At 61.5% G+C, this 21,581-nt stretch carries 16 protein-coding genes; all 16 read right to left on the reverse strand.

What is annotated here, in order from left to right; translation table 11 throughout:
- Positions 1 to 110: 110 nt before the first annotated feature.
- The 16 genes from pseI to CAF77_RS24575 all read right to left on the reverse strand — a co-directional run bounded on the left by pseI (position 111) and on the right by CAF77_RS24575 (position 21,528).
- Positions 111 to 1,163 (reverse strand): pseudaminic acid synthase, encoded by a 1,053-nt coding sequence (gene pseI, locus CAF77_RS24500; RefSeq protein ID WP_085655445.1) that lies wholly within the window; start codon positions 1,161 to 1,163, stop codon positions 111 to 113.
- On the reverse strand, positions 1,160 to 2,662 hold the full coding sequence (gene pseG, locus CAF77_RS24505) for a UDP-2,4-diacetamido-2,4,6-trideoxy-beta-L-altropyranose hydrolase (protein ID WP_085655444.1): 1,503 nt from the start codon (positions 2,660 to 2,662) through the stop codon (positions 1,160 to 1,162). Before pseG ends, pseI begins: the two co-directional genes overlap by 4 nt.
- Positions 2,659 to 3,354, reverse strand: a complete 696-nt coding sequence (pseF, locus tag CAF77_RS24510; protein ID WP_064378610.1) for a pseudaminic acid cytidylyltransferase — start codon at positions 3,352 to 3,354, stop codon at positions 2,659 to 2,661. The genes pseG and pseF overlap by 4 nt, the downstream gene beginning before the upstream one ends.
- Positions 3,351 to 3,971, reverse strand: coding sequence for a pseudaminic acid biosynthesis-associated methylase (locus tag CAF77_RS24515; RefSeq protein ID WP_064378609.1), 621 nt, complete (start codon positions 3,969 to 3,971; stop codon positions 3,351 to 3,353). Before CAF77_RS24515 ends, pseF begins: the two co-directional genes overlap by 4 nt.
- A gap of 31 nt (positions 3,972 to 4,002) precedes the next feature.
- Positions 4,003 to 5,160, reverse strand: a complete 1,158-nt coding sequence (gene pseC, locus CAF77_RS24520; protein ID WP_064378608.1) for a UDP-4-amino-4,6-dideoxy-N-acetyl-beta-L-altrosamine transaminase — start codon at positions 5,158 to 5,160, stop codon at positions 4,003 to 4,005.
- Entirely contained in the window at positions 5,157 to 6,158 is a 1,002-nt protein-coding gene (gene pseB / locus CAF77_RS24525; RefSeq protein WP_011333032.1) for a UDP-N-acetylglucosamine 4,6-dehydratase (inverting), read from the reverse strand. Before pseB ends, pseC begins: the two co-directional genes overlap by 4 nt.
- Positions 6,159 to 6,188: 30 nt before the next feature.
- Complete coding sequence (locus CAF77_RS24530; RefSeq protein ID WP_064378607.1) at positions 6,189 to 9,104, reverse strand: TIGR00180 family glycosyltransferase; 2,916 nt, start codon at positions 9,102 to 9,104, stop codon at positions 6,189 to 6,191.
- A 54-nt stretch (positions 9,105 to 9,158) separates the two neighbouring features.
- Complete coding sequence (locus tag CAF77_RS24535) at positions 9,159 to 9,896, reverse strand: cephalosporin hydroxylase family protein (protein ID WP_064378606.1); 738 nt, start codon at positions 9,894 to 9,896, stop codon at positions 9,159 to 9,161.
- 17 nt (positions 9,897 to 9,913) lie between these two features.
- Complete coding sequence (locus CAF77_RS24540) at positions 9,914 to 10,987, reverse strand: class I SAM-dependent methyltransferase (RefSeq protein ID WP_064378605.1); 1,074 nt, start codon at positions 10,985 to 10,987, stop codon at positions 9,914 to 9,916.
- Complete coding sequence (locus tag CAF77_RS24545; RefSeq protein ID WP_064378604.1) at positions 10,984 to 11,835, reverse strand: NAD(P)-dependent oxidoreductase; 852 nt, start codon at positions 11,833 to 11,835, stop codon at positions 10,984 to 10,986. The genes CAF77_RS24540 and CAF77_RS24545 overlap by 4 nt, the downstream gene beginning before the upstream one ends.
- Entirely contained in the window at positions 11,832 to 13,058 is a 1,227-nt protein-coding gene (locus CAF77_RS24550; protein WP_064378603.1) for a class I SAM-dependent methyltransferase, read from the reverse strand. The genes CAF77_RS24545 and CAF77_RS24550 overlap by 4 nt, the downstream gene beginning before the upstream one ends.
- The gene (rfbC, locus tag CAF77_RS24555) at positions 13,055 to 13,615 is read right to left on the reverse strand and encodes a dTDP-4-dehydrorhamnose 3,5-epimerase (protein ID WP_007958330.1); all 561 of its coding nucleotides are present in this window, start codon (positions 13,613 to 13,615) and stop codon (positions 13,055 to 13,057) included. The genes CAF77_RS24550 and rfbC overlap by 4 nt, the downstream gene beginning before the upstream one ends.
- Complete coding sequence (gene rfbG, locus CAF77_RS24560; protein ID WP_064378602.1) at positions 13,612 to 14,694, reverse strand: CDP-glucose 4,6-dehydratase; 1,083 nt, start codon at positions 14,692 to 14,694, stop codon at positions 13,612 to 13,614. The genes rfbC and rfbG overlap by 4 nt, the downstream gene beginning before the upstream one ends.
- Positions 14,676 to 15,449: a glucose-1-phosphate cytidylyltransferase gene (gene rfbF / locus CAF77_RS24565; protein ID WP_007958332.1), complete on the reverse strand. Its 774-nt coding sequence runs from the start codon at positions 15,447 to 15,449 to the stop codon at positions 14,676 to 14,678. The genes rfbG and rfbF overlap by 19 nt, the downstream gene beginning before the upstream one ends.
- Positions 15,450 to 15,696: 247 nt before the next feature.
- Positions 15,697 to 17,712, reverse strand: coding sequence for a calcium-binding protein (locus CAF77_RS24570; protein WP_064378601.1), 2,016 nt, complete (start codon positions 17,710 to 17,712; stop codon positions 15,697 to 15,699).
- 222 nt (positions 17,713 to 17,934) lie between these two features.
- Positions 17,935 to 21,528 carry a glycosyltransferase gene (locus tag CAF77_RS24575; RefSeq protein ID WP_064378600.1) on the reverse strand — a complete coding sequence of 1,198 codons (3,594 nt, stop codon included), beginning with the start codon at positions 21,526 to 21,528 and terminating at the stop codon, positions 17,935 to 17,937.
- Positions 21,529 to 21,581 lie beyond the last annotated feature (53 nt).

A 21,581-nucleotide genomic window follows, 5' to 3' on the forward strand; every position in this document is an offset into this window, starting at 1 on the left:
TGGGACCGAAAAACGGGCCAGGCGCCATCTCCCCGGTCATTACAATACAGTGAAGATGCGCGTTATGACTCGCAGGTCACGCTATTTTGCCGAATCGGTGGCAGATTGGCTCATTCGACCAATGACCAGTCCAGCGGCGTACCGCGCTTGATCGGCTGGCGCGCACGGCGCCCGAGGACGGCTTCGGTGTGCTTGGGCGGCAGACCGAGACCGGGACGAATGGCACGCACATTGGCCGCCGTGAAGGGCTCACCGGCCGCCATATCGGCCGTGACGTACAGCGACCGGCGGTAAACCAGCGATTTTTGCTCAGCCTCGGTGACGCCGTAATGCACCTGGCCCATGGCCTGCCAGGCGCGCTCGGTTTCGACCACCAGACTGGCCAGTTCCGCCGGTTCCAGCGAGAAACTGGCGTCAACCCCGCCGGCCGATCGGTCGAGGGTGAAGTGTTTTTCTACCACCGTCGCACCGAGCGCCACCGCCGCCACCGACACGCCAACGCCCATCGAATGGTCTGACAGCCCGACCTCACAACCGAACAACTCACGCAGATGCGGGATCGTGCGCACGTTGCTGTTGGTCGGGGTCGCCGGGTAGGTGCTGGTGCACTTGAGCAGCACCAGATCCTTGCATCCCGCCTCACGGGCGGCGCGCACGGTTTCGTCGAGTTCGGCGAGGCTGGCCATGCCGGTGGAAATGATCAACGGTTTGCCAGTCGCTGCGACACGGCGGATCAACGGCAGATCGGTGTTCTCGAAACTGGCGATCTTGTAGGCCGGCACATCGAGGCTTTCGAGAAAGTCCACGGCGCTGTCATCGAACGGTGTCGAAAACGCAAGCATGCCCAGCTCTTTGGCCCGGGCGAAGATCGGCGCATGCCATTCCCACGGGGTGTGGGCCTTCTCATACAGGTCGTAGAGCGAAGTGCCCGCCCACAGACTGTTCGGATCCTTGATGAAGAACTCGCCTTCCGCCAGATCCAGGGTCATGGTATCGGCGGTGTAGGTTTGCAGCTTCAAGGCATGGGCACCGGCCTGTGCCGCCGCTTCGACAATCTGCAGGGCGACGTCCAGCGACTGGTTATGGTTGCCGCTCATTTCAGCGATGATGAACGGCGGCGCATCGGCACCGATCCGGCGGTTGCCGATCTTGAAACTGCTCATTGACGGGATTCCTTCAAAACCTTGGTGAACGCGCAGGCACTCTGGGTGAACCCGGCGTCACGAAAAACATTCATCGAGGGCTGATTGGCCGGTAAGACCTGGGCGGTGATGGCGGTCATCTGCGGCCAGTGTGCAGCCACAAAGGCTTCACCCTGCGCCAGCAGTGCCCGGCCCCAACCCAGGCCAAAACGCCCCTCGAGCAGATACAGCGAAACCTCTGCCTCAAAGCCGCGCAAATCGTAGCGCAGGACGCCGACCGGGCCGTCATCCGCCTCGGCCACCAGCAGCAACCGCTGAGGATTGCGCAGGCTCGCGCCCAGCCAGTTCACATGTTGCGTCCAGTCAATCGCCCCGCTGTCCAGCGACCAGCGGCGTACCACCTCGGCATTGCGTCCGTCGAACAGCAACTGCGCATCCTCCGGTGTCGCCAAGCGCAACTTGAGCACCGCGCCGGCCAGTGCCGCCGCCACACGCAGCGCACCGCGTCCGTCGACCAATTGCCGCGAACGCTCGGCCAGGCTCTGGCGCAGATAAAAGTTGCCCACGACAAAGCCGATCGCATCGCGCAGTTGCTCGACGCTGACCTGCTCCCGCGCGCCCATGAACACATGCGCCCCGGCCGCCGCCATCACCTCACCGTTGGCCTGCTGGTTGTTCGACACCGCAATGCAGATCGTCGGCAGGCCCAAGGCCGCGCGCTCCCAACTGGTGCCGCCGCCGGCGCCGATAAACAGGTCGGCCTCGGTCATGCGTCGATGAAAATCGCTGACGAAACTGTGCAGGCGCCAGTGCGGCCGCGTTTCGGCCAGTGCCTGCATCTCTGCCCAGGCCGGGTTGTCGGCGCCGGCGACAAAATCCACTTCAAGCGCCGAAAAATCCGCCAGCGCCAGCATGGCGTGATGAGTCTGGCGTGCCGCATCGAAGCCGCCAAAATTCACCAGCACCCGGCGCGCCACCGGTTTGATCTCGATGGCCGGGCCACTGAATTCTTCGCGCAGCATGGCGAAGCGCGGGCCGAGCAGTGCTCGGCAACCGGCCGGCAGCAGCGGCTGATAATTTTCGCTGAGCCCGGAGAGGTTCTGATTAAGCAACAGGTCCACGCTGTAGCGGCGGGTCGCCAGATCATCGACGGCGGCGATCCGTGGTGCGAAGCGACGAGCTGCGGTCTGCCAGTGATGATCGAGGCCGTAATGATCGGCGATGACCCAGTCAAATCCGGGCTGCCCTTCCAGCTGCGTCGCCAGTGCATCGATATCCGCTTGCCACGGCAGCATCGACTCGATGGCCTGCTCCGGGTCTTCACCGGCATAGCGATCCGGCAACGCGAAGGTCTCGAAGCCTTCGCTTTGCAACGCATCAAGCCGATGCCCCGGCAAACGACGACAGGCGAACGCAACGTGACTGCCTTGCGTGCGCAATACCCGCGCCAGCGTCAGGCACCGGGCGATGTGGCCGCTGCCGATGGTCGGCGAGGCGTCGGCGCGGATCAGCACTCTCATTGCAGTTCTCCACCAGCCTTGAGGGCGGCGTAAAGGTACTCGGCGCGCTTCCAGTCTTCGTCGGTATCGATGTCCTGCACCAGATGGCGTGGCAGGATCACCGGCAGACTGGCCGGCGAATACAACACCTCGCCACCCAGCCAGGCCTCACTACGGCCCCAATAGAACTGGCCGGCATCCTGAAAGGCAGCCGGCAGATCCTGCGAACGGGTATTGCGAAATTCGGGGTACAACGCCGTCAGTGCGCCCTGCCCGTCCAGGGTCAAGGCGCGCTGCACCGGAAAGCCGAAATCGGTGACCGAAAAAGCAAAGGACTTGTCCGGATGCTGAGCCAGCAATTCAAAGCCCTGACGCAGAAACCGCGCCTGCAGCAGCGGCGCCGTGGCATACACACAGCAGGCGTAATCGAAGGCCGGCAGTTGCTGCAAGGCATGCACGATGACCGCCGCAGTGCCGGTGAAATCATCGGCCAGTTCCGCCGGACGCATGAACGGCACGTGAGCACCGTTGGCTCGCGCCACGTCGGCGATCTCTGCGTCGTCGGTGCTGACCACCACCTGCTCGAACAACCCTGAATCGAGGGCCGTACGAATCGAACGGACAATCATCGGCACACCGTCGAACGGCGCAAGATTCTTGCGCGGGATGCGTTTGCTGCCCCCGCGGGCCGGGATGATTGCGACGTTGTTCAAGGACGTTTTTCCAAAAGGAACCAGGTGATGTCGTCCACCGGAAATTGCGGATCGCGGTGATAACCGAAGCCGTAATCCAGCAGTTGCAGATCAGGATAACGATCAAGCATTTCACCGGCGAAATCACGTTTGAACAGCTTGCCGCTGTTGCCGCGATAGGACACTTCCACCGGCGAGGGATTGTAATACTCGGCGATCAGGATGTAGCGCGAACTCAGCTCGTACAACTGCGCATAAGCGGTCGGCAACAGCTCCGGCGCCAGATGGATCAGCACGCCTTTGCTCAGGGTCAGGTCGTATTGGCGCTCACGGGGAAAGTCGAACAGCGAACCGTGCCAGATGTTCGCAATCTCCAGCGCACGCGCCTGAGCGCAGGCACTGGCATTGATCTCGACCCCGAACAGCTCGCAACGCGGCAGCAACTGACGCAGCGCCTGCAAGTTGTTGCCGGCATTGGTGCCCAGCTCCAGCAGGCTGTCGATCCGCCCGGTCCGGGTCAGCGCCTTGGCGAACAACGCCAGATTGGTCGCCACCAGTGGCTGACCGATATTGCGATCCACGTACTGGTTACCGAATTCGCCCTGCCAGAATTGTTCCTGCTCGCTCAGATCACGCATCACCGTTTTCCGTTCACCGCCGCGGCGGCAATCATTCGGTCAACCGACGCAATTGCTCGACCACGTAGTCCTGCTGCTGATCGCTCAGCAACGGGAACAGCGGCAGGCTGATCGCTTCGGCGTAATAACGCTCGGCCTCGGGGAAGTCACCCTCGGCAAAACCCAGGTCGCGATAGTACGGCTGCAAATGCAGCGGAATGTAGTGCAGGTTCACGCCGATGCCGGCGGCGCGCAAGCCTTCGAATACCTGACGGTGGCTGAGGCTGATGCGTTCGGTCTGCAAACGCACCACGTAAAGATGCCAGGCCGACTCGGCGTCCGGCTGGGGGCTCGGCACGGTAACCGGCAAATAAGCCAGCAAGCGATCGTAACGCGCGGCCAACTCCCTGCGACGGGCGATGAACTCGTCCAGTTTGCCTAGCTGTGACAGGCCCAGCGCGGCTTGCAGATCGGTGATCCGGTAATTGAACCCCAGCTCGACCTGCTGGTAGTACCACGGGCCGTGGCTGGGTTCGGTCATCTGTTGCGGATCGCGGGTCATGCCGTGGCTGCGCAGGCGTTGCAGGCGCTCGGCCAGTTCCGGGCGATTGGTCAGCACCATACCGCCTTCGCCGCTGGTGATGATCTTCACAGGATGAAAGCTGAACACGGTCATCGCGGCAAATTCACCGCAACCCACCGGGCGCCCGGCGTAACTGGCGCCGACCGCGTGGGAGGCGTCTTCGATGACGGTGAAGTTATAGCGCTCGGCCAGTTCGGCAATCCGCCGCATGTCGCAGCTCTGCCCGGAGAACGCCACTGCCACCAGCACTTTGGGCAGCGTACCGTCGCGTTCGGCAGCATCGAGTTTGCTTGCCAGAACTTCGGCATCGAGGTTCCAGGTCAGCGGATCGATGTCCACGAAATCAACGTCGGCACCGCAATAACGGCCGCAGTTGGCCGACGCGAGAAAGGTGTTCGGCGTAGTCCACAAGCGGTCGCCCGCGCCGAGCCCTGCCGCCAGACAGGCAATGTGCAGCGCCGCCGTGGCGTTGCACACCGCCACGGCAAAGTCCGCCTGACAACGCTCGGCCATCGCCTGCTCGAAGCGTTCGATGGTCGGCCCCTGGGTCAACCAGTCGGACTGCAACACCTCGACAACGGCGTCAATGTCCCTCTGGTCGAGGCTTTGCCGACCGTAGGGAATCATACCGAGAGCTTCGCGTGCAGGTCGGCGATCTGACCCACCGAGAGGAAGTGCGGGTTGGTGTCGGAGCGGTATTCGAAATCTTCACCGACCGGCACGCCACGCTCGCCGAGTTTGTCCTCGGCAAAATCCACGTCGACGCTGGTGAAACGAATCGACGGCTGGATGGTGTAGTGGTCGGCAAACTCCAGGGTCATCCGCGCATCGTCCAGCGGCACCATCAGCTCGTGCAGCTTCTCGCCCGGACGAATGCCGACGTTCTTGTGCGGCAGATGCTCGGCCATGCCACGCGCCAGATCGACCACGCGAATCGACGGGATCTTCGGCACGAACACTTCACCGCCGTGCATCCGCGCAAAGCTGTCGAGCACGAACTGCACGCCGTGATCGAGGGTGATCCAGAACCGGGTCATGCGCTCATCGGTGATCGGCAGCTCAGTCGCACCGTCAGCGATCAGCTGGCTGAAAAACGGCACCACTGACCCGCGCGAACCGGCGACATTGCCGTAGCGCACCACGGCAAAACGCGTCTGTTGTTCGCCGGCGATGTTGTTGGCGGCAACAAACAACTTGTCCGACAGCAACTTGGTGGCGCCGTACAGGTTGATTGGGCTCGCAGCCTTGTCGGTGGACAGCGCGACGACTTTCTTCACGCCGTTGTCGATGGCGGCGGCGATAATGTTCTCCGCGCCGTTGACGTTGGTGCGGATGCATTCGGTCGGGTTGTATTCCGCCGCCGGCACCTGCTTCAACGCTGCGGCATGCACCACGTAATCGATGCCGCGCATGGCCTGGCGCAGACGATCGGCGTCGCGCACATCACCGAGGAAGTAACGCATGCACGGCGCATTGAACGTCTGCTGCATTTCGTATTGCTTGAGTTCATCCCGGGAGAACACCACCACGCGCTTGGGCTGGTATTGCTCGAGCAGGCGCGCAATGAATTTGCGCCCGAACGAGCCGGTGCCGCCAGAGATGAAAATCGATTTTCCGTTGAACATGTCTTGAGTTCCGTTCCTTGTCCGCCAGACCTAGGCGATCAACTGCGCCCAATTGAGCGAAGCGCTGTCGTTCAGCACAAAGCCTTTGCCAGTCAGGCTCAGGTTGGCGTTGTACGCCTGATCCTGGGCGAACGCCGCCGCCCATTTTTCCTGCAACGCAGCCAGTGCCTGATCAGCCTGGGCGATATCGCCCTGATGGATGACTTGCACCGATGGCGTCCAGACCGTCAGATAGCCGGCCTGGCCGGCCTTCAGGCACAGGTCGACATCGCTGAAGCCAGCAGCGAACGTGCTGTCGTCCAGACCGCCCAGCGCCTCGAACAGCTCCTTGCGCACCATCAGGCATACGCTCGAAACCGCCGAGTAGTTCTGGTCCACGGACAACCGGTACAGGTAGCCTTCGGCGTCGTGTTTCTCGCCGATGAATGCAGAGCCGACCCCACCGTTCATGCCCAGGATCAGGCCGGCCTGGCTGATCTTGCCGTCGCGGTTGACCAGTTTGGGGCCGACCACACCGATTTCCGGGCGCAGGGCATGGTTGAGCAACGAGTCCAGCCAGTTCGGATTGACCACTTCCGCATCCGCCGCCAACAGCACCAGAAATTCGCCCTGAGCCTGCTGGCTGGCCGCGTTGCACAGCGCAGCCGTGCTGAGTGATTGATCGGCACGCAGCACGCTGACTTTCGGGTGCTGATAAGTCCCGAGCCAGTCATTGACCTCGGCCGATTGCGAAGCCGTGGTTGCTATCAGGATTTCGTACTTGTGATAGCGGGTGCGCAACAGTACGCCTTCCAGGCAGCGTTGCAGAGCAGACAGATCGTCCCCGACCGGGATAACGATCGAAACCAGAGGGCGATCGCTATGGTGATAATCGATCTGGTAGAGCCCCGGCACCGCCGACGTGACCTTGGCCTTGTAACCGCGATTGCCCAGATGACGCAGCAATGCCAGACGCTCATGCGGATTCTCTTCCAGCTCCGGCGCCTGTGTGATCAGCAGCGGCTCATCGAGGTGCGCCAGGCTGTTCAGGCCACCCTGTTCAATAATGCGCAGCAGCAGATCGAACTCCAGCGCCTTGCTGAAATCGGCGCGGTAGCCGTCAACTTCCAGCAATACTTCACGCCGGATCAACCAGTGCCGCGCCATCAGGCCTGGCAGGCTCAGCAACAGGTCGAGATTGAAGCCTGGACGGAACACATCCATCAGCGCACCGTTTTCCCGGCGCTGAATCTCGTCCGTGGAAACAGCGCTGATACCACCGGCGTTCATCAGCTCCAGACTGGCGCGCAACAGGCCGCCGGCAGTGAACTCATCTCCCGCCTCAGCCAGCAGCAACCAGTCGCAAGGCGACTGACGAGCACTCTGGTTGAGCTTGTCGACGAGATTGTCGGGCGTCACGCGGACAAAGTGCAGGGTGTTCTGCGCAGTGGTCGCCGCCGGTGCTTCACCGGTGGTGAACACGACAATTCGGAACGCCTTGCATTGACCTTCGAGCAGGCTGTCGAGGCTGACCTGCAGCTTGTCGATGTCGTCATCCATATCCAGCAGGAAGATGGCGAACTGCGGGCCACCACCGTTCACGGCCAGATGTTCGGCAATCGCCTCGATCTGCCCCGCATCGGCTTGACGCGTCTCCAGCCACTTCAGCAGACGGCCGGACTGCATCTGGTCGAACACCTGATGGTGATCGGCGACAGTCAACGTTTCCAGACGTGCGATCCAGTCACGCATCGTCTGCGCTTGCTCATCCTCACCAGACAGCTGCAGTTGCTCGGCCAGGCGCTTGGCTACGGTGCGGTTGAACGCATTGAGGTCATGGGCCTGCCACAGGCGGTCGAGCACGCTTGCCGGCGTATCGTTGTTGCGCGCCTGGATCAGGTGCGCCTGACGCGTCCACACGCCCTCGAGTTTCTCCAGTTGAATACGCCCTGCCGGCATCGCGTGCAGCATGAACTCGAACTGTTCGAGGCGATCGAAGAAAGCCTGGTTGTAGAACGGCATTTCGACGTACTGCAGGGGGCCGAAGCGGCGGTCCGGGCGCTTGAGTTCATGGTTCCAGGTCGACTGAATAATCAGCTCCGCAGTCAGAGCGCGGCCGCTTTGCAGACTGTCGACCATCGCCTCGAAACTTTGCAGGGCAAACGCCTTGCCCTGCTCTGCATTCAAATCCTTGATACCGGTCGGCAGACCCGCCAGGAATTCGGCAAAGGCTTCGCGTTCGGCCACGGATTTGGCATCGATATAGGTCAGCGAGTGGTAGACCTCGGTGCTGTGCTCGGAGTTGCCATAGTTGATCTCACGCACCACATACGGGATCGGCAGGATCCGTGCCTTGGCACTGGCCAGCAGGAAGTACACGTGGCCGATCTCCTGCCACTGGAAGCTGGTGCCCGGCGGCAATGCCGAATGCCAGGTTTTCATCAGGTCGGTACGGGTCACCGCGTAGAACGGCGGGATGTACTGACTCATGTAGTCGACGACGCGGTCCTGCGCCCGCTCGGACGCATAGTCCTCCTGCACTTTCTTGTCGCGGCGGTAGTAGCTCACGCCACCGCCCAGCGTCAGGTACATCATGCAGTAGCCGTGGCACATGCCGTAATCCGGATTCGCCTGCAGGAAGCCCACCGACTCGGCCAGCGAGTCGTGCAGGATGAAGTCGTCGTCGGCTGCCAGCACCATGTACGGCGTGGTCAGTTGCTCCACGCCATAGGCCAGCTTGGCCTGCATGCCCCAGTAGGCGAACTGCGGCACGTGGTGGTAATCGACTGCGCAGAAGTCGCCTTCCGGCCGCTCGGCCGTGGAGTCCAGCACCATGATTCTGCAGGGCAAGCTGCTGTAATACTTCACCGCCCGACGCAGGAACGCCGGACGATTGTGCGTAATCAGCACCACGGTCAACAGCTCGTTGAGCGGTAGCGTCAATTCAGAACTGAACTTGCCTTGCATAACTTTCTCCACAACCGGCGATCCGCCGAGACAACGCTTGGGTGATGTTGCGAATTAACGAACGCGACGCAGATAGCCGTCCGGCGCCACGGTGATCAGCAGCTTGTTCTGCAGCTGAACGTCGATCTCGAAATCCTTGTTCTCTTCCAGGTATTTCCACACGGCAGTCTTCGGGTTGTCGCCCGGGCCCCATGGACGATCCGGGAAGAAATCGGCCGGCATGTCTTCAACCACGGTGTCCATCACCACGCAGTAGCTGTCGACCGAAACCAGTGGCGCGTAGAGGCGCAGCTCTTCGAGCACGTGGTCGTGGGTGTGGTTGGAATCGAGCACCAGAATGACTTTCTTGCCTTCGGCGGCAGCGCGAACCTGGGCAGCGATGGCCGGATCGATGCTCGAACCTTCGATCATCTTGATGCGCTTGCTCATCGGGTGGCTTTCGATGGCTTCACGGTTGTGCGCACGGATGTCCAGATCGATGCCCAGCACTTCGCCGTGACCTTGCAGTTCCAGCAGGGAGGCGTAGTAGATGATCGAACCGCCGTGGGCGATGCCGCACTCGATGACCAGATCCGGCTTCACCTGCCAGATGATTTCCTGCATGGCCATCATGTCTTGCGGCAGCTGGATGATCGGACGGCCCATCCACGAGAAGTGGTAGCTGTACTTGTGTTTGGCCGATTCATTGAAGAAATCACGGGCCAGGCCGGTGAGTTTCTGGTCGTCACCCTGCTGGGCGATCTGCTCGCGGCATTCGGCTTCAAAAGCTTTGTTGATGCTGTTGTCGGTCATTTTCAAAATCTCAAGGGTCACTGGAACGAAGCGCTGTCGACGGCGTGATAGACGTAACGTCCACCGGTCATCCGCTTGATCTCTTCGAGGTAATTGGAATTCATCACAAACAGATTGGCGCCCTCGGGCAAGGCGTCCATCGCCTCTTGCGGCGAGGATACCCGGGCGCCGCTCAGGGGCAGGTAACGCCCCTGCTTGGCCGGGTTGATATCGACCACGCGATCCACCGCCACGCCGGCGCGTTGCAGGAACAGCGAATAGATCACGCCTTTGGACGAGGCGCCCCAGATCGCCGAACCCTGCCCGGGTGCACCCTGGATGATCTGCACCGCGCGCTCGAGGCTGGCGGTGAAATCGTCCGGCAACGCCAGGCGTGGCACCGGTTGTTCCGGGGTCAGGCGCAACGTGGCAAGGTCTGCAACGATGTACAGGTATTGGCCACCGAACAGGTGACCGGCCTCATGCACCGTGCCGAACATCCGGCGCAGGTCATCGAGGCGGAAGTAATTGACGTGCTCGTAGAACAGGTCGAACCAGGCGCGGTGTTCGAGGATCCAGTCGAAGCACGGCACTTCGATGTAGATCTGCCCGCCGCCCTGATTGGCTTCGGCGATTACCGCCAGAAAGCCCAGCGGATCCTGGATGTGCTCCAGCACATGGCGCAGCACGATGGCGTCCGCCGCAAGGCCCAGGCCTCGGGTGAACGGGGCCTTGATCACGTCGGCGTTCTCGCCTTCGTAGGCGGGGTCGATGCCGGTGATGTGGTAACCCAGGCCCTTGAGCAGCTCCAGGAAATAACCTTTGCCGCAGCCGACTTCGATCAGTTCCTGGCCCTTGAAGTGCCGGGCGATGATGCCTTCGACATCGCTCAGGTGTTTCTGGAACTGGCCGGAATGCGCCTGCTCGTTCTGGTAATCAGCGTCATAGCTGAGCTTGTCGGCGTCGAACGCCGCATTGAAGATCAGACCGCTGCGTTCATCCTGCACCAGCAACATGTCGGCGCTGGCCGAGGCCTTCGCCGATTCGGGATCGGCAAAGGTGCGGTTCTGCAGCACCGGCAGGTCGGTGACCCGATACAACTCGTGCCTCATTGCAGCTCTCCCAATAACTGTTGCAAGCGCTCGGTCACCGCCCAGAACGCCAGCGGTTCGTGGGTCGGATACGGGTAGTGGCCGAGGTTCAGGCCGATGGTCGCGCCGCGCTCACGCACGCGCTGTTCGACCAGCGCCCGCACCGAAACCGGCTGGCCGCTGGCGCAGTTGATCGTGCCGTCGAAATCGCGTTTGTGCAGGATCGCGGCGAGATGAGCGGCAGCGGTTTCAATCGGCAGAAAATCGCGCAGCTGTTCACCGGCCGACATGTTGAACGTCGCATCGCCGGCATCGATGGCCCGGTCCAGCGCCGCCAGCAGACTGTTGGGGTTCTGCCCTTCACCATGCAGATAGAACAGCCGTGCCCATTGCAGGGTGAACGAATGCTCCTGCTGCAGACTTTGCAAAAACAGGTGCAGGGTGTGCTTGGCCAGACCGTAGGGATTGGCCGGCTGCGCGTCGTTCTGTTCGCTCAATGGACCGCTCTGCATGCCGTACTCGAAGCACGTGCCGGTCACCAGCACCTGCTTCACGCCCGCCCCTACCGCGCCTTTGATGAAGCGGTAGTCGGCCATCAGGTTGTGCTCGAAATGAAACAGCGCCCGATAGTTCGGCAACCCCGGCCAGGCCAGGTGCGCGAGTGCATCGACACCCTCGGTCAGCGCCGCGACATCCAGATCCGCCGCGTGAATATCCGCGCTCACGAACTCGACGTCATTGATCCACGGCATGTCCGCGGCTTTCTGCGCGTCGCGTGCAACCGCCCGCACCGTGCAACCACGGGCCAGCAATGCCGCGACCAGATGACGACCGACGAAGCCCGTGGCCCCGGTGACCAGAACCTTCACAGCACGCTCAACTCAGGCACGGCGATCACGAAGCGGCCATCCCACTGACGCACCTGAGCCAGTTGCTGACTGACTTCGTGAAGCAGGTTCCAGGGCAGTACCAGCACGTAATCCGGTTTTTCGATGTCGATCTGAGCCGGCGCGACGATCGGGATGCGGCTGCCCGGCAAAAACTTGCCCTGCTTGTGCGGGTTGGCATCGGCGACCCAGGCCAGCAGGTCCGGTTTGACCCCGGCGTAGTTGAGCAAGGTGTTGCCCTTGGCCGCAGCGCCGTAGCCGACCACACGCTTGCCGTCGGCCTTGGCCTGCAACAGGAAGCGCAGCAGATTGTGCTTGATGCGTTCGGCGGCCGGCGCCAGCGTGGCGTAGTACCCGGGGGTTTTCACACCCGCATCGAGCTCGGCCTGCAACTGCTGTTGCACCGCTGGCTGCACGGCGCGGCGTGCACCGTCATTGCGTTGCACGAACACCCGCAGCGATCCGCCATGGGTGGACAACTGGCTGACGTCAAACACTTCCAGACCATTGCGCTCGCACAGGGTCTGCACGGCGGTCAGGGACAGATAGGAATAGTGTTCGTGATACAGCGTATCGAACTGCGCGCCAGCCATCAGCGTCAGCAGTTGCGGGAATTCGAAAGTGGCGACGCCGGTCGGTTTGAGCAGCGTGGCGAAACCACCGAGGAAATCGTTGATGTCCGGCACGTGGGCCAGCACATTGTTGGCGGCCATCAGGTCGGCGGCCCAGCCTTCGCTTTTCAGCTGGGCGGCGGTGTCGCGACCGAAGAACAGTTCACGGATCTCCAGGCCTTTTTCCCTTGCTGCCTGCGCGGTGCTTCGGGTCGGCTCGACGCCCAGGCACTTGATACCGCGAGCAGCCACGTACTGCAGCAAGTAGCCGTCATTGGCGGCGACCTCAACCACGCGGCTGTCGGCGGTCAGGCCGAAGCGCTCGACCATCTCGGCCACGTAGCGCTCGGCGTGAGCCAGCCAGGTACTGGAGAACGAACTGAAGTAGGCATAATCGGCGTCGAACAGGCTGTCGGCGCTTGTGTAATCCTCGGTCTGCACCAGCCAGCATTGCTCGCAAACAGCGACCTTCAGCGGCACCCATTGCTCGGCCTGCTCGATTCGATCGGCGTGCACGTAGGCGTTGGACGGTGGCGAGGTGCCGAGATCGATCAGCGGCAGGCTCAGCGGTGCAGCGCACCCACGACAGTTCATAGACGCACTCCAGCAAAGTGTTGATCGAGCGCGGGATGGCTGGAATCCCGGGCTGACAAATTATTGACAGGCAACGGCCAGGCGATCGCCAGCCGTGGATCGTTCACCGACAGACCGCCCTCGTGCTCCGGCGCGTAATCGGCGCTGTGCAGATAAAGCAGTTCGGCGTCTTCGGTGAGGGTCTGGAAACCGTGGGCGAAGCCGGCGGGAATCAACAGGCTGCGACCGTCGCCGGCCTTCAGGTGCTCGGCGTGCCAGTGCAGGAAGGTTTCCGAGTCCGGGCGCAGATCCACCGCCACGTCCCACACCTCACCGCGCAGGCAGGTGATCAGTTTGGCTTCCGGCGCATTGGCATTCTGATAATGCAGACCGCGCACGCTGCCCTTTTCGCGGGTGCAGGAATGATTGATCTGGCGGATGTGAAACTCACTGCCGAATGCCTTCAGACTGCCTTCGCAGAACAGCCGGGCGAAGTGCCCGCGCTGATCTTCGAAGCGTTTGTGCTGGACGCTGAACAACCCGGCCAGGGGCAACGGCTTCAAGGAAAACTCGCTCACAGCGCGCCCCGGTACAGGTTCAGTTGGCCGAGAGTCACGGTGCGCATGTCGTCGCCGTTCTGCCACGCCAGGTGCCAGTCGAGGGTCTGGGTCAGGCATTGCTGCAACGTCCAGCGCGGTTGCCAGCCCAGCACCTGACGGGCGCGACTGCTGTCCAGACGCAGCAGGCCGGCTTCGTGCAGGTCACTCTTTTCGATACGCAGGCCTCGGGCCTGAGGCCAGCGGTTGGCAAGCAGTTCGACCACTTCGCCGACGCTGCACATGTCCGCCTCGCCCGGACCGAAGTTCCACGCTCCGGCGTACTCCGGGCCTTGTTCGTAGAGCCCGGCGGCCAGTTGCAGATAGCCGGCCAGCGGCTCCAGCGCGTGCTGCCACGGGCGCACGGCTTGCGGATAACGCAGGGTCACCGGCTCGTCGGCCGACCAGGCTTTCAGTACATCGGGAATCAGGCGTTCTGGGGCGAAGTCGCCGCCGCCCAACACATTGCCGGCCCGCGCAGTGGCCAGGGCCAGACCGTGTTCGGCGTACTTGTCGGCCGGGAAAAACGATGCCGCGTAAGACTGCGCCAGCAACTCGCAGCAGGCCTTGCTGCTGCTGTAAGGATCGTGGCCACCGAGGGCTTCGTCCTCGCGGTACGGCCACAGCCATTCCTTGTTGGCGTAGACCTTGTCGGTGGTCACCAGCACGCAGGCCCGCACGCAACCGACCTGACGAATCGCTTCGAGCAGATTCAAGGTGCCCATGACGTTGCTGGAATAAGTGCCGAGCGGATCGCGATAGCCTTCGCGCACCAGCGGCTGGGCCGCCAGGTGCAGGACGATCTCCGGCTCAGTGTCGGCGATGATCTCGAGCAAGGCGCCCAAATCACGCAGGTCGCCGCGCTGATCGTTGATGCCTTCGCTCACGCGCGCCAGTTCAAACAGGCTCGGCTCGGTCGACGGGTCGAGGGAAAAACCGCTGACTTGCGCGCCGAGGCTTTGCAGCCACAGAGTCAGCCAGCTGCCCTTGAAACCGGTGTGCCCGGTGACCAGAACCCGCTTGCCGAGCCAGAACTCAGGACTCAGGCCCATTGCTTCCATGGGGCCTCCCCGCTCTGCCACAGCGCTTCGAGATGGTTCTTGTCGCGCAGGGTGTCCATCGGATGCCAGAAGCCTTCGTGCTCGAAGGCTTTCAGTTGTTCGTCCTGAGCCAGTCGAGCCAATGGCTCCGCTTCCCAGGTAGTTTCGTCGCCAGCGATATACGACAGCACTTTTGGCGACAGCACGAAGAAGCCGCCATTGATCCAGCCGCCGTCGCCGCGCGGTTTTTCGGTGAAGCCGAGGACCTGATCGCCGTGACGCTCGAGGGCGCCGTAGCGGCCCGGTGGCTGCACGGCGGTGACGGTCGCCAGACGGCCGTGGCCCTTGTGGTAGTCCACCAGTTGCGCAATGTTGATGTCGGAAACACCATCGCCGTAGGTGAAGCAGAACGCCTCTTCATCCTTGAGGTAACGGCCGGCACGCAGCAGTCGGCCGCCGGTCATGGTTTCCTCGCCGGTGTCGATCAGGGTGACGCTCCACGGCTCGCTGTAGTTCTGGTGCACGTCCATGCGGTTGTTGCGCATGTCGAACGTGACGTCGGAGGTGTGCAGGAAGTAGTTGGCGAAGAAATCCTTGATCGCGTAGCCCTTGTAGCCGAGGCAGATCACGAAATCATGAATTCCGTGGGCGGAATACTGTTTCATGATGTGCCAGAGAATTGGCTTGCCGCCGATCTCGATCATCGGCTTGGGCTTGAGGTGCGACTCTTCACTGATGCGCGTGCCGAGGCCACCCGCCAAAATAACTGCCTTCATCGTCTCCCCTCTTCTACGTCACAGGGCTCGGCCTCGCTGTTGCAGGCCTTTGCGGCTGAACCTTTGCCAGTCCGGGCGCAGGTGAATGACCGCGAGCGCTCGTTTTATGGCGATTTGAGGGGGACTTGCAGGAAACGCGCCAGCTCCACCAGCCCTGTGTCGGCGAGGAAATGCAGGCATGAAAAAAGGGATGAGTCCGTGGCCGGACTCATCCCTTTCATCAAGCTGTTTCAATCAATCGGACGGATCAGCCAAACATCGCGAATCCATCGATCGTGGCCGGCAGGTCGTAGATCTGGCCGTCAGCGGTCTGCAGATGCTCGATTTTGTTGTACCCGGCATACCCGGGATACCCGGCAGACTCGGCGTACCAGCCTTGCAGTTTCACGCCGCTGTAAGGAACGCCGACGCTGCCGTCGTTGGCGCCATGCAGATAGGCGTCATCACCGATGCGAGTGACGTTCAGCTGGCTGAGATTGGCGACAGTATTCAGGATCAGCGTGTCATTGAGGTCCCAGCCTTCGTCCTGAATCGTTATCAGCCCGGTGGTGTTCACGACATAGGTGTCATCACCCGTACCGCCGAACGCGAAGCCGCCACTGCCGGACTGGCCCGCAAGGTTGAGAACCAGCACGTCATTACCGCTGTCACCGAACAGCATGTAGTTGCTGCCGGTCCCGGTCAGCACGTCATTGCCTTCATCACCGTAGGCAACGCCGCGGTTGACCGTGACGGTGTCATCGCCCTCGTCTCCATGGGCCAATGTACCCAGGTCATTCACGACACTGACGATGACGTCATCGCCCGAACCGCCAGACAGCAAGTCGGCCTGCGCGACATTTGTGTCGAGACCGGATTTCAGTCCGCCATAGAGATAGTCATTGCCATCGCCACCCACAATCTGGTCACTACCAGACCCGCCTTCGAGGACGTTGTCACCCGAGTCGCCTCGCAGGAAGTCATCGAACCGGCTACCGCGCAGCCCTTCAATATCGACGTAGGTATCGTAGAGCGCGATACCGCTTTGCGGCCCCCAGCCCAGCGAGGCGCTCAACCCTTCGTTGCTGTCGTCGTAGCTGACGATGTCGATACCGGCTCCGCCCTCAAAGCGATCACCGCCCGCGCCACCCGACAGGACGTCATTGCCGGCACCGGAGATGATTCTGTTGGATTCGTCATTACCGTATCCAGTGAAATCCGCAGTGCCGGTGTAGGTCATGTTCTCGATGAACGCAGCCATGTGCATCGACGACAGGCTGGTGTTCAGTTGATCGATGCCACCGGGGAAATTCTGCTCGACGATGGTCACACCCTCGCTGTTGATCGTGTACACATCATCACCCGCGCCGCCCTCCAGGGTCAGGCCGCCGACGTTGGCGGTGAAGTGGTCAGCGAACGGCGTACCGATGACTTTCTCCACGTTCACCAACGTGACATCCGGAGCACCTGCCTGCTGACCAATGCCGATATTGACGCCGTCCCAGGAGAGGCGGTAGCTCACGGTGTCGTAACCATCAGCTCCATCCACGATCATGGCGTTATCGAGCAGATACACCACGTCATCGAAATTCGATCCCTGAATCGCCTCGATGCCGGTGAAGGAGTCGCCATAGGCGATGGTCAATGCGTCGAAGTTCTCGAAGTCCAGGACTCTCACACCTTCGAGGCTGTCGGAATAGCTGACGGTATCGAAGCCTTCGCCACCCACGAAGTGATCAGCGCCGGCGCCGCCCCACAGCCAGTCGTTGCCGGCGCCACCGATGATCTCGTTGTCGCTGGCATTGCCGTAACCCTTGAAGTCGCCCGTGCCGGTAAAGGTCAGCTTCTCGATGAACGGGTCCATCTTGATGGTGTTGAGACTGGTGCGCAGCTCGTCGTAGCCGAGATAGTTTTCCTCGATGATCGTCACACCCTCGCTGCCGACGATATACACATCGTCACCGACACTGCCTTCCAGCGTCACGCCGGCCACATTGCTGGTGAAGGTGTCATTTTGAAAAGTGCCGAAGACCTTCTCCACGCCGATCAGCGTATCGACCTTGCCGTCAGCGGCAGTGACGGTCGTCGAGGTATCGTTGAACTCGACGCTCACCCCCGAGGACAAGGCGTAATAATTCGCCGTATCAAACCCGTCACCGCCATCCAGTACGTCTGATCCCGCAGTGGCGAACAGCAGATCATCCGACTCCAGTCCATAGAGTTCGTCATTGCCATCGGTGCCCCACAGGCCGTCCGCATCACTCGTTCCATTCACTACTGACATTTGCGTCTTCCTTGCGTTGTTGTTGAATCGGGAAACCTGCCTCCCGGGCACAAGCCGATCACGCCAGCAGCAACCGTCCGAGGTCAGCGAATAGAGAAGTATCGACAGGAAAATTTCGATTCTTGAGGCTCTGCGGTGAAAAAAGTATCGATTCCGATACAAACAGAATCTTGAAGACGCAAAAAAGGCGACTCGAAAGTCGCCTTTTTTCAGCAGTGCCGGTCAGTCCGCCAGCCAGCCATTTTCCCAGTACCGCAGGTTGTCGCCACGCAGCACGTAGTCGCGCAGTACGACTTCACGCAGCTGATCACCCATGCGATAGCTCGCATCGGGGTCGGCCAGGTGCATGCGGATTGCCTGCAGCCACTCGTCCGTGGAATTGGTCTTGACCCGGGTGCACGGCAGATAACCCTGATAGGCCTCGGTGTCGGTACAGACCACCGGATAACCGCACGCACCGTACTCCAGCAGGCGCAGGTTGCTCTTGCAGTCGTTGAAGATGTGAAACTCCAGCGGTGCAAGGGCCAGGTCGAGGTTGAGGCTGGCCAGTTTCGCCGGATACACATCCAGCGGGATCACGCCGTGGAACTCATGCATGTACGGACGCAAGTCATCCGGGCACATGCCGAAAAACACCCAGTCGACCTCGTTTGCCAGCTCACGGACCACATCGGCAATCACCGCCAGATCACCATGGTGACTGGTGCCGCCGCCCCATCCGACCCGCGGTTTTTTCGAGGTGCGACGCTGGCTGCGCAGGTCAGTCCACAAGTGCCGCGACAACATGTTCGGTACGACCCGGATGTCGTGATGCATGTCCGACAGAACGTTGGCCAGCGGTTGGGTCGACACCACCACCCGATCGCACAGACCGATCGCCCGTCGCACCAGCCGCTCCATTTCCTGCTTGTTCGGCATGTTGCGGATGTGCGCATTGCGATGAGGGACATCGATGACATAGTCATCGAGTTCGTAGATCCGCCGGGCGTTGAAAAAGTTTTTCAGCGGTGGAATTTCATCGATGGCACTTTCCGAATAGCGCCCCTGCAATACGATCACATCGGGGGCCTGCCGCTCGATGTCGATGATCGAAGGCAAGCCGTAGCAAATCCGCCCCTCGGCACGGTTGGCCGCCTCCAGCTCGATCATCGGCTGGCTGATGCGATAGTGGCCGATGGCGGAGGCGTTGATAGGCACCGCCAGCACATTCGGCAACTGCTTGCGTGAAAACGGGCTCCAGCCGGTACGCAGGCCCGGTTCCAGACTGAAGCTGGTCGCACCTACTCCATGCACCGCCAGATTGACGTTGAACGCAGGATCGCGCGCAATCAGTGGCAACCAGCGCTTGTAGAACGTTTCGTGCTCCTGAATCTGCAGTTGCTCTTCTTCTGCCGTGGCCTCGGCCGTCGGCCGCGCGCCCAGGGCCAGCATGGCATAAGGTGTCCAGACCACCAGGTAACCTTCCCGGCCGACGCGCAGACACAGATCCGCCACATTCAGAGCCTGCGCCAGATCCTGCTCGTCGAGCCCGTCGACAGTTTCATAGATAGCCTTGCGAATCATCAGGCAATCGCCGCCGACAGCACTCAGGTCATGCACCGCCTGCAAGCGGAACATGTACCCGTCCGCCTGCAACGACTGACCATAGAAGGGCAATCCCACGGCACCTTGCATGCCCAGAATCAGGCCGGCATGCAGCACGCAACCGTCCGGATTGTACAACTTGGCACCGACGACCCCGACTTCCGGGCGCTGTGCATGGTTGAGCAGTTCGTCCAGCCAGTCGGTCTGGGTGATCACTGCAAAGCTATTGAGCATCAGCACGTATTCGCCGCGGGCCTGCCCTACCGCAAAGTTGTGTGTGGCGGCTGCATTGCCCTGTTGCGCAAAGCTCAGCACACGAACCCGGTCGCTGCCCAGTTGTGCCATGCCGTCCAGCCAGGCCAGTGCTTCGGCGCTGGTGCTGCCGTTATCGACCAGCAACAGCTCGTATTCGGTGTAGGCGGTTTTTTCCAGTAGCGTCTCGACGCAGCGCTGCAAGGCGGCAGTCTGATCCCGGGTCACGATGATGATCGATACCAGCGGACGCCGGCCGTGGTGGTAGTCGACCCGATTGAGCAGTTCACAGCTGCCACGACGGATGTCATGGGCCAGACCGAGGCGCTGCAGATGCGCTTCGAGCACCCGCGGATTCTGTTCGAGGACACCCGGGGCCACGAGCCACTTGGACAGGTCGAACGGCGACTCCAGCATGACCTCGGCAATGTGGCCGACAACCTGTGTGCCATCGCTCTCGACCAGACGCCACAGCACATCGTGCGGCGCGAGCTGCGCGAAGTCAGGGGCAAAACCACCGAGCGCCAGAAAACGCTCACGCTCGAATGCCAATGCCCGACCGACATAGGGGTAGCTGCGCATCAGGTCGAGGTTGAAATCCGGCTTGAACGCAGGCTCTGCCGACTCCCCGTTACGCAAGCTGCCCTCGTCGCTGTACAGACATTTCAGTGACGGGTAATGCACGATGCGCTCGGCCATGACCAGCAACGCCGGTGCCACCAGCCGATCACCGGCCTGCAGCAGGTAGAACCAGTCAGCCCCCGCCAGTTGCGGCAGCAGGGTATTGATCTGCGCCATGCCATCGTCCTGCAAAGGCATGCGGAACACTCGCCCGTCCAGCTCGGTATCGGTACACGAGGCGGACAGGACAAGGATCAGCTCCGGCGGATAATCCTGAGCGGCAAGCGATGCCAGCGTGCGTTCGACACCGTCGCGACTGCCCTGCCCGTCGATGACGATCGGCACGATCCGGGGTTGATGCGTCCAGCCGGCGAGGGTTTCGGGCAGCAGCGTGCGCTGACCTTCGGTCAGTACCCGGCAGTTGAGCCACTGAGCGTAGAGTTCGGCAAAACTCCAACTGTCGATGCCGACACTCCACTCCTGACGACTCTGTTTGGTGCCGAGCGTACGACTCAGCGGCAACTCCTCCCAGACCCTGGGCAGATCATCAGCCTTGGTCAGAGGGATGTAACGAACCCAGCCCGGTGCAGGCGCCGACTCGCCGCTGCGCGCCTTGAGCATCTGCGTCATCCACACACGCTCGACCTCAAGCGCATCTTTCATCGGCTGTTGTGCACTCAGGCGCTCAGGGTACAGCCGCTCGGCGCTTAGCACATTGTTGGACACCGCCAGATTGCCGCGCCTTAGCAGGCAGACATACAGGGCAAAATCCAGCGACGCGACGAAGCAGTGACCTTCCTGAGTCAGCGCCGGCAACAACTCTTCAACGTCGACACGCCGGAACAACGCGTTGGTAAACCCACCGAGGACATTGACCGGGAATTTCTCGAAGATGCCCAGCAGGTCATCGCCCTTGAACAGACCACTGTGCGGCGACAACGACGTGTTTTCCAGGCGCGCGGGCAGAATGATGTCCTGCTCATCCCAGAGCAGCCGCTGGGCCAACACCAGACTGACCTCGCCACGCATCATCTCGTGGGCCTGCTGCCGGATGCAGTCGGCATACAGGTGATCGTCGTCGCACAGGAACTTGATGAACTCGCCCTGCGCCTGACTCAGGCAGGCCTTGAGGTTGCCGACCATTCCCAGGGTGCGCGGATTGCGTATGTAGCGCACGCCCACACCGGACTGTTCGATGACCGACGCAACGATGCGCTCGATCTCGGGCCCCCGACTGTCATCGCAGACGATGATTTCCAAAGGGCTGTAAGTCTGGCTGACAGCACTGTTCAATGTCCGCTCGAAGAAGCGCGGATTGAAGGCAGGAATGACGACGCTGACAAGAGGAAGTGAATTCACGGCGGACTCGCAAGCGGCGGGAACCCGCCCGGAACAGCGAGCCCTTTGAAACC

The organism is Pseudomonas sp. R15(2017) (assembly GCF_002112685.1).
Taxonomy (GTDB): Bacteria; Pseudomonadota; Gammaproteobacteria; order Pseudomonadales; family Pseudomonadaceae; genus Aquipseudomonas; species Aquipseudomonas glycinae.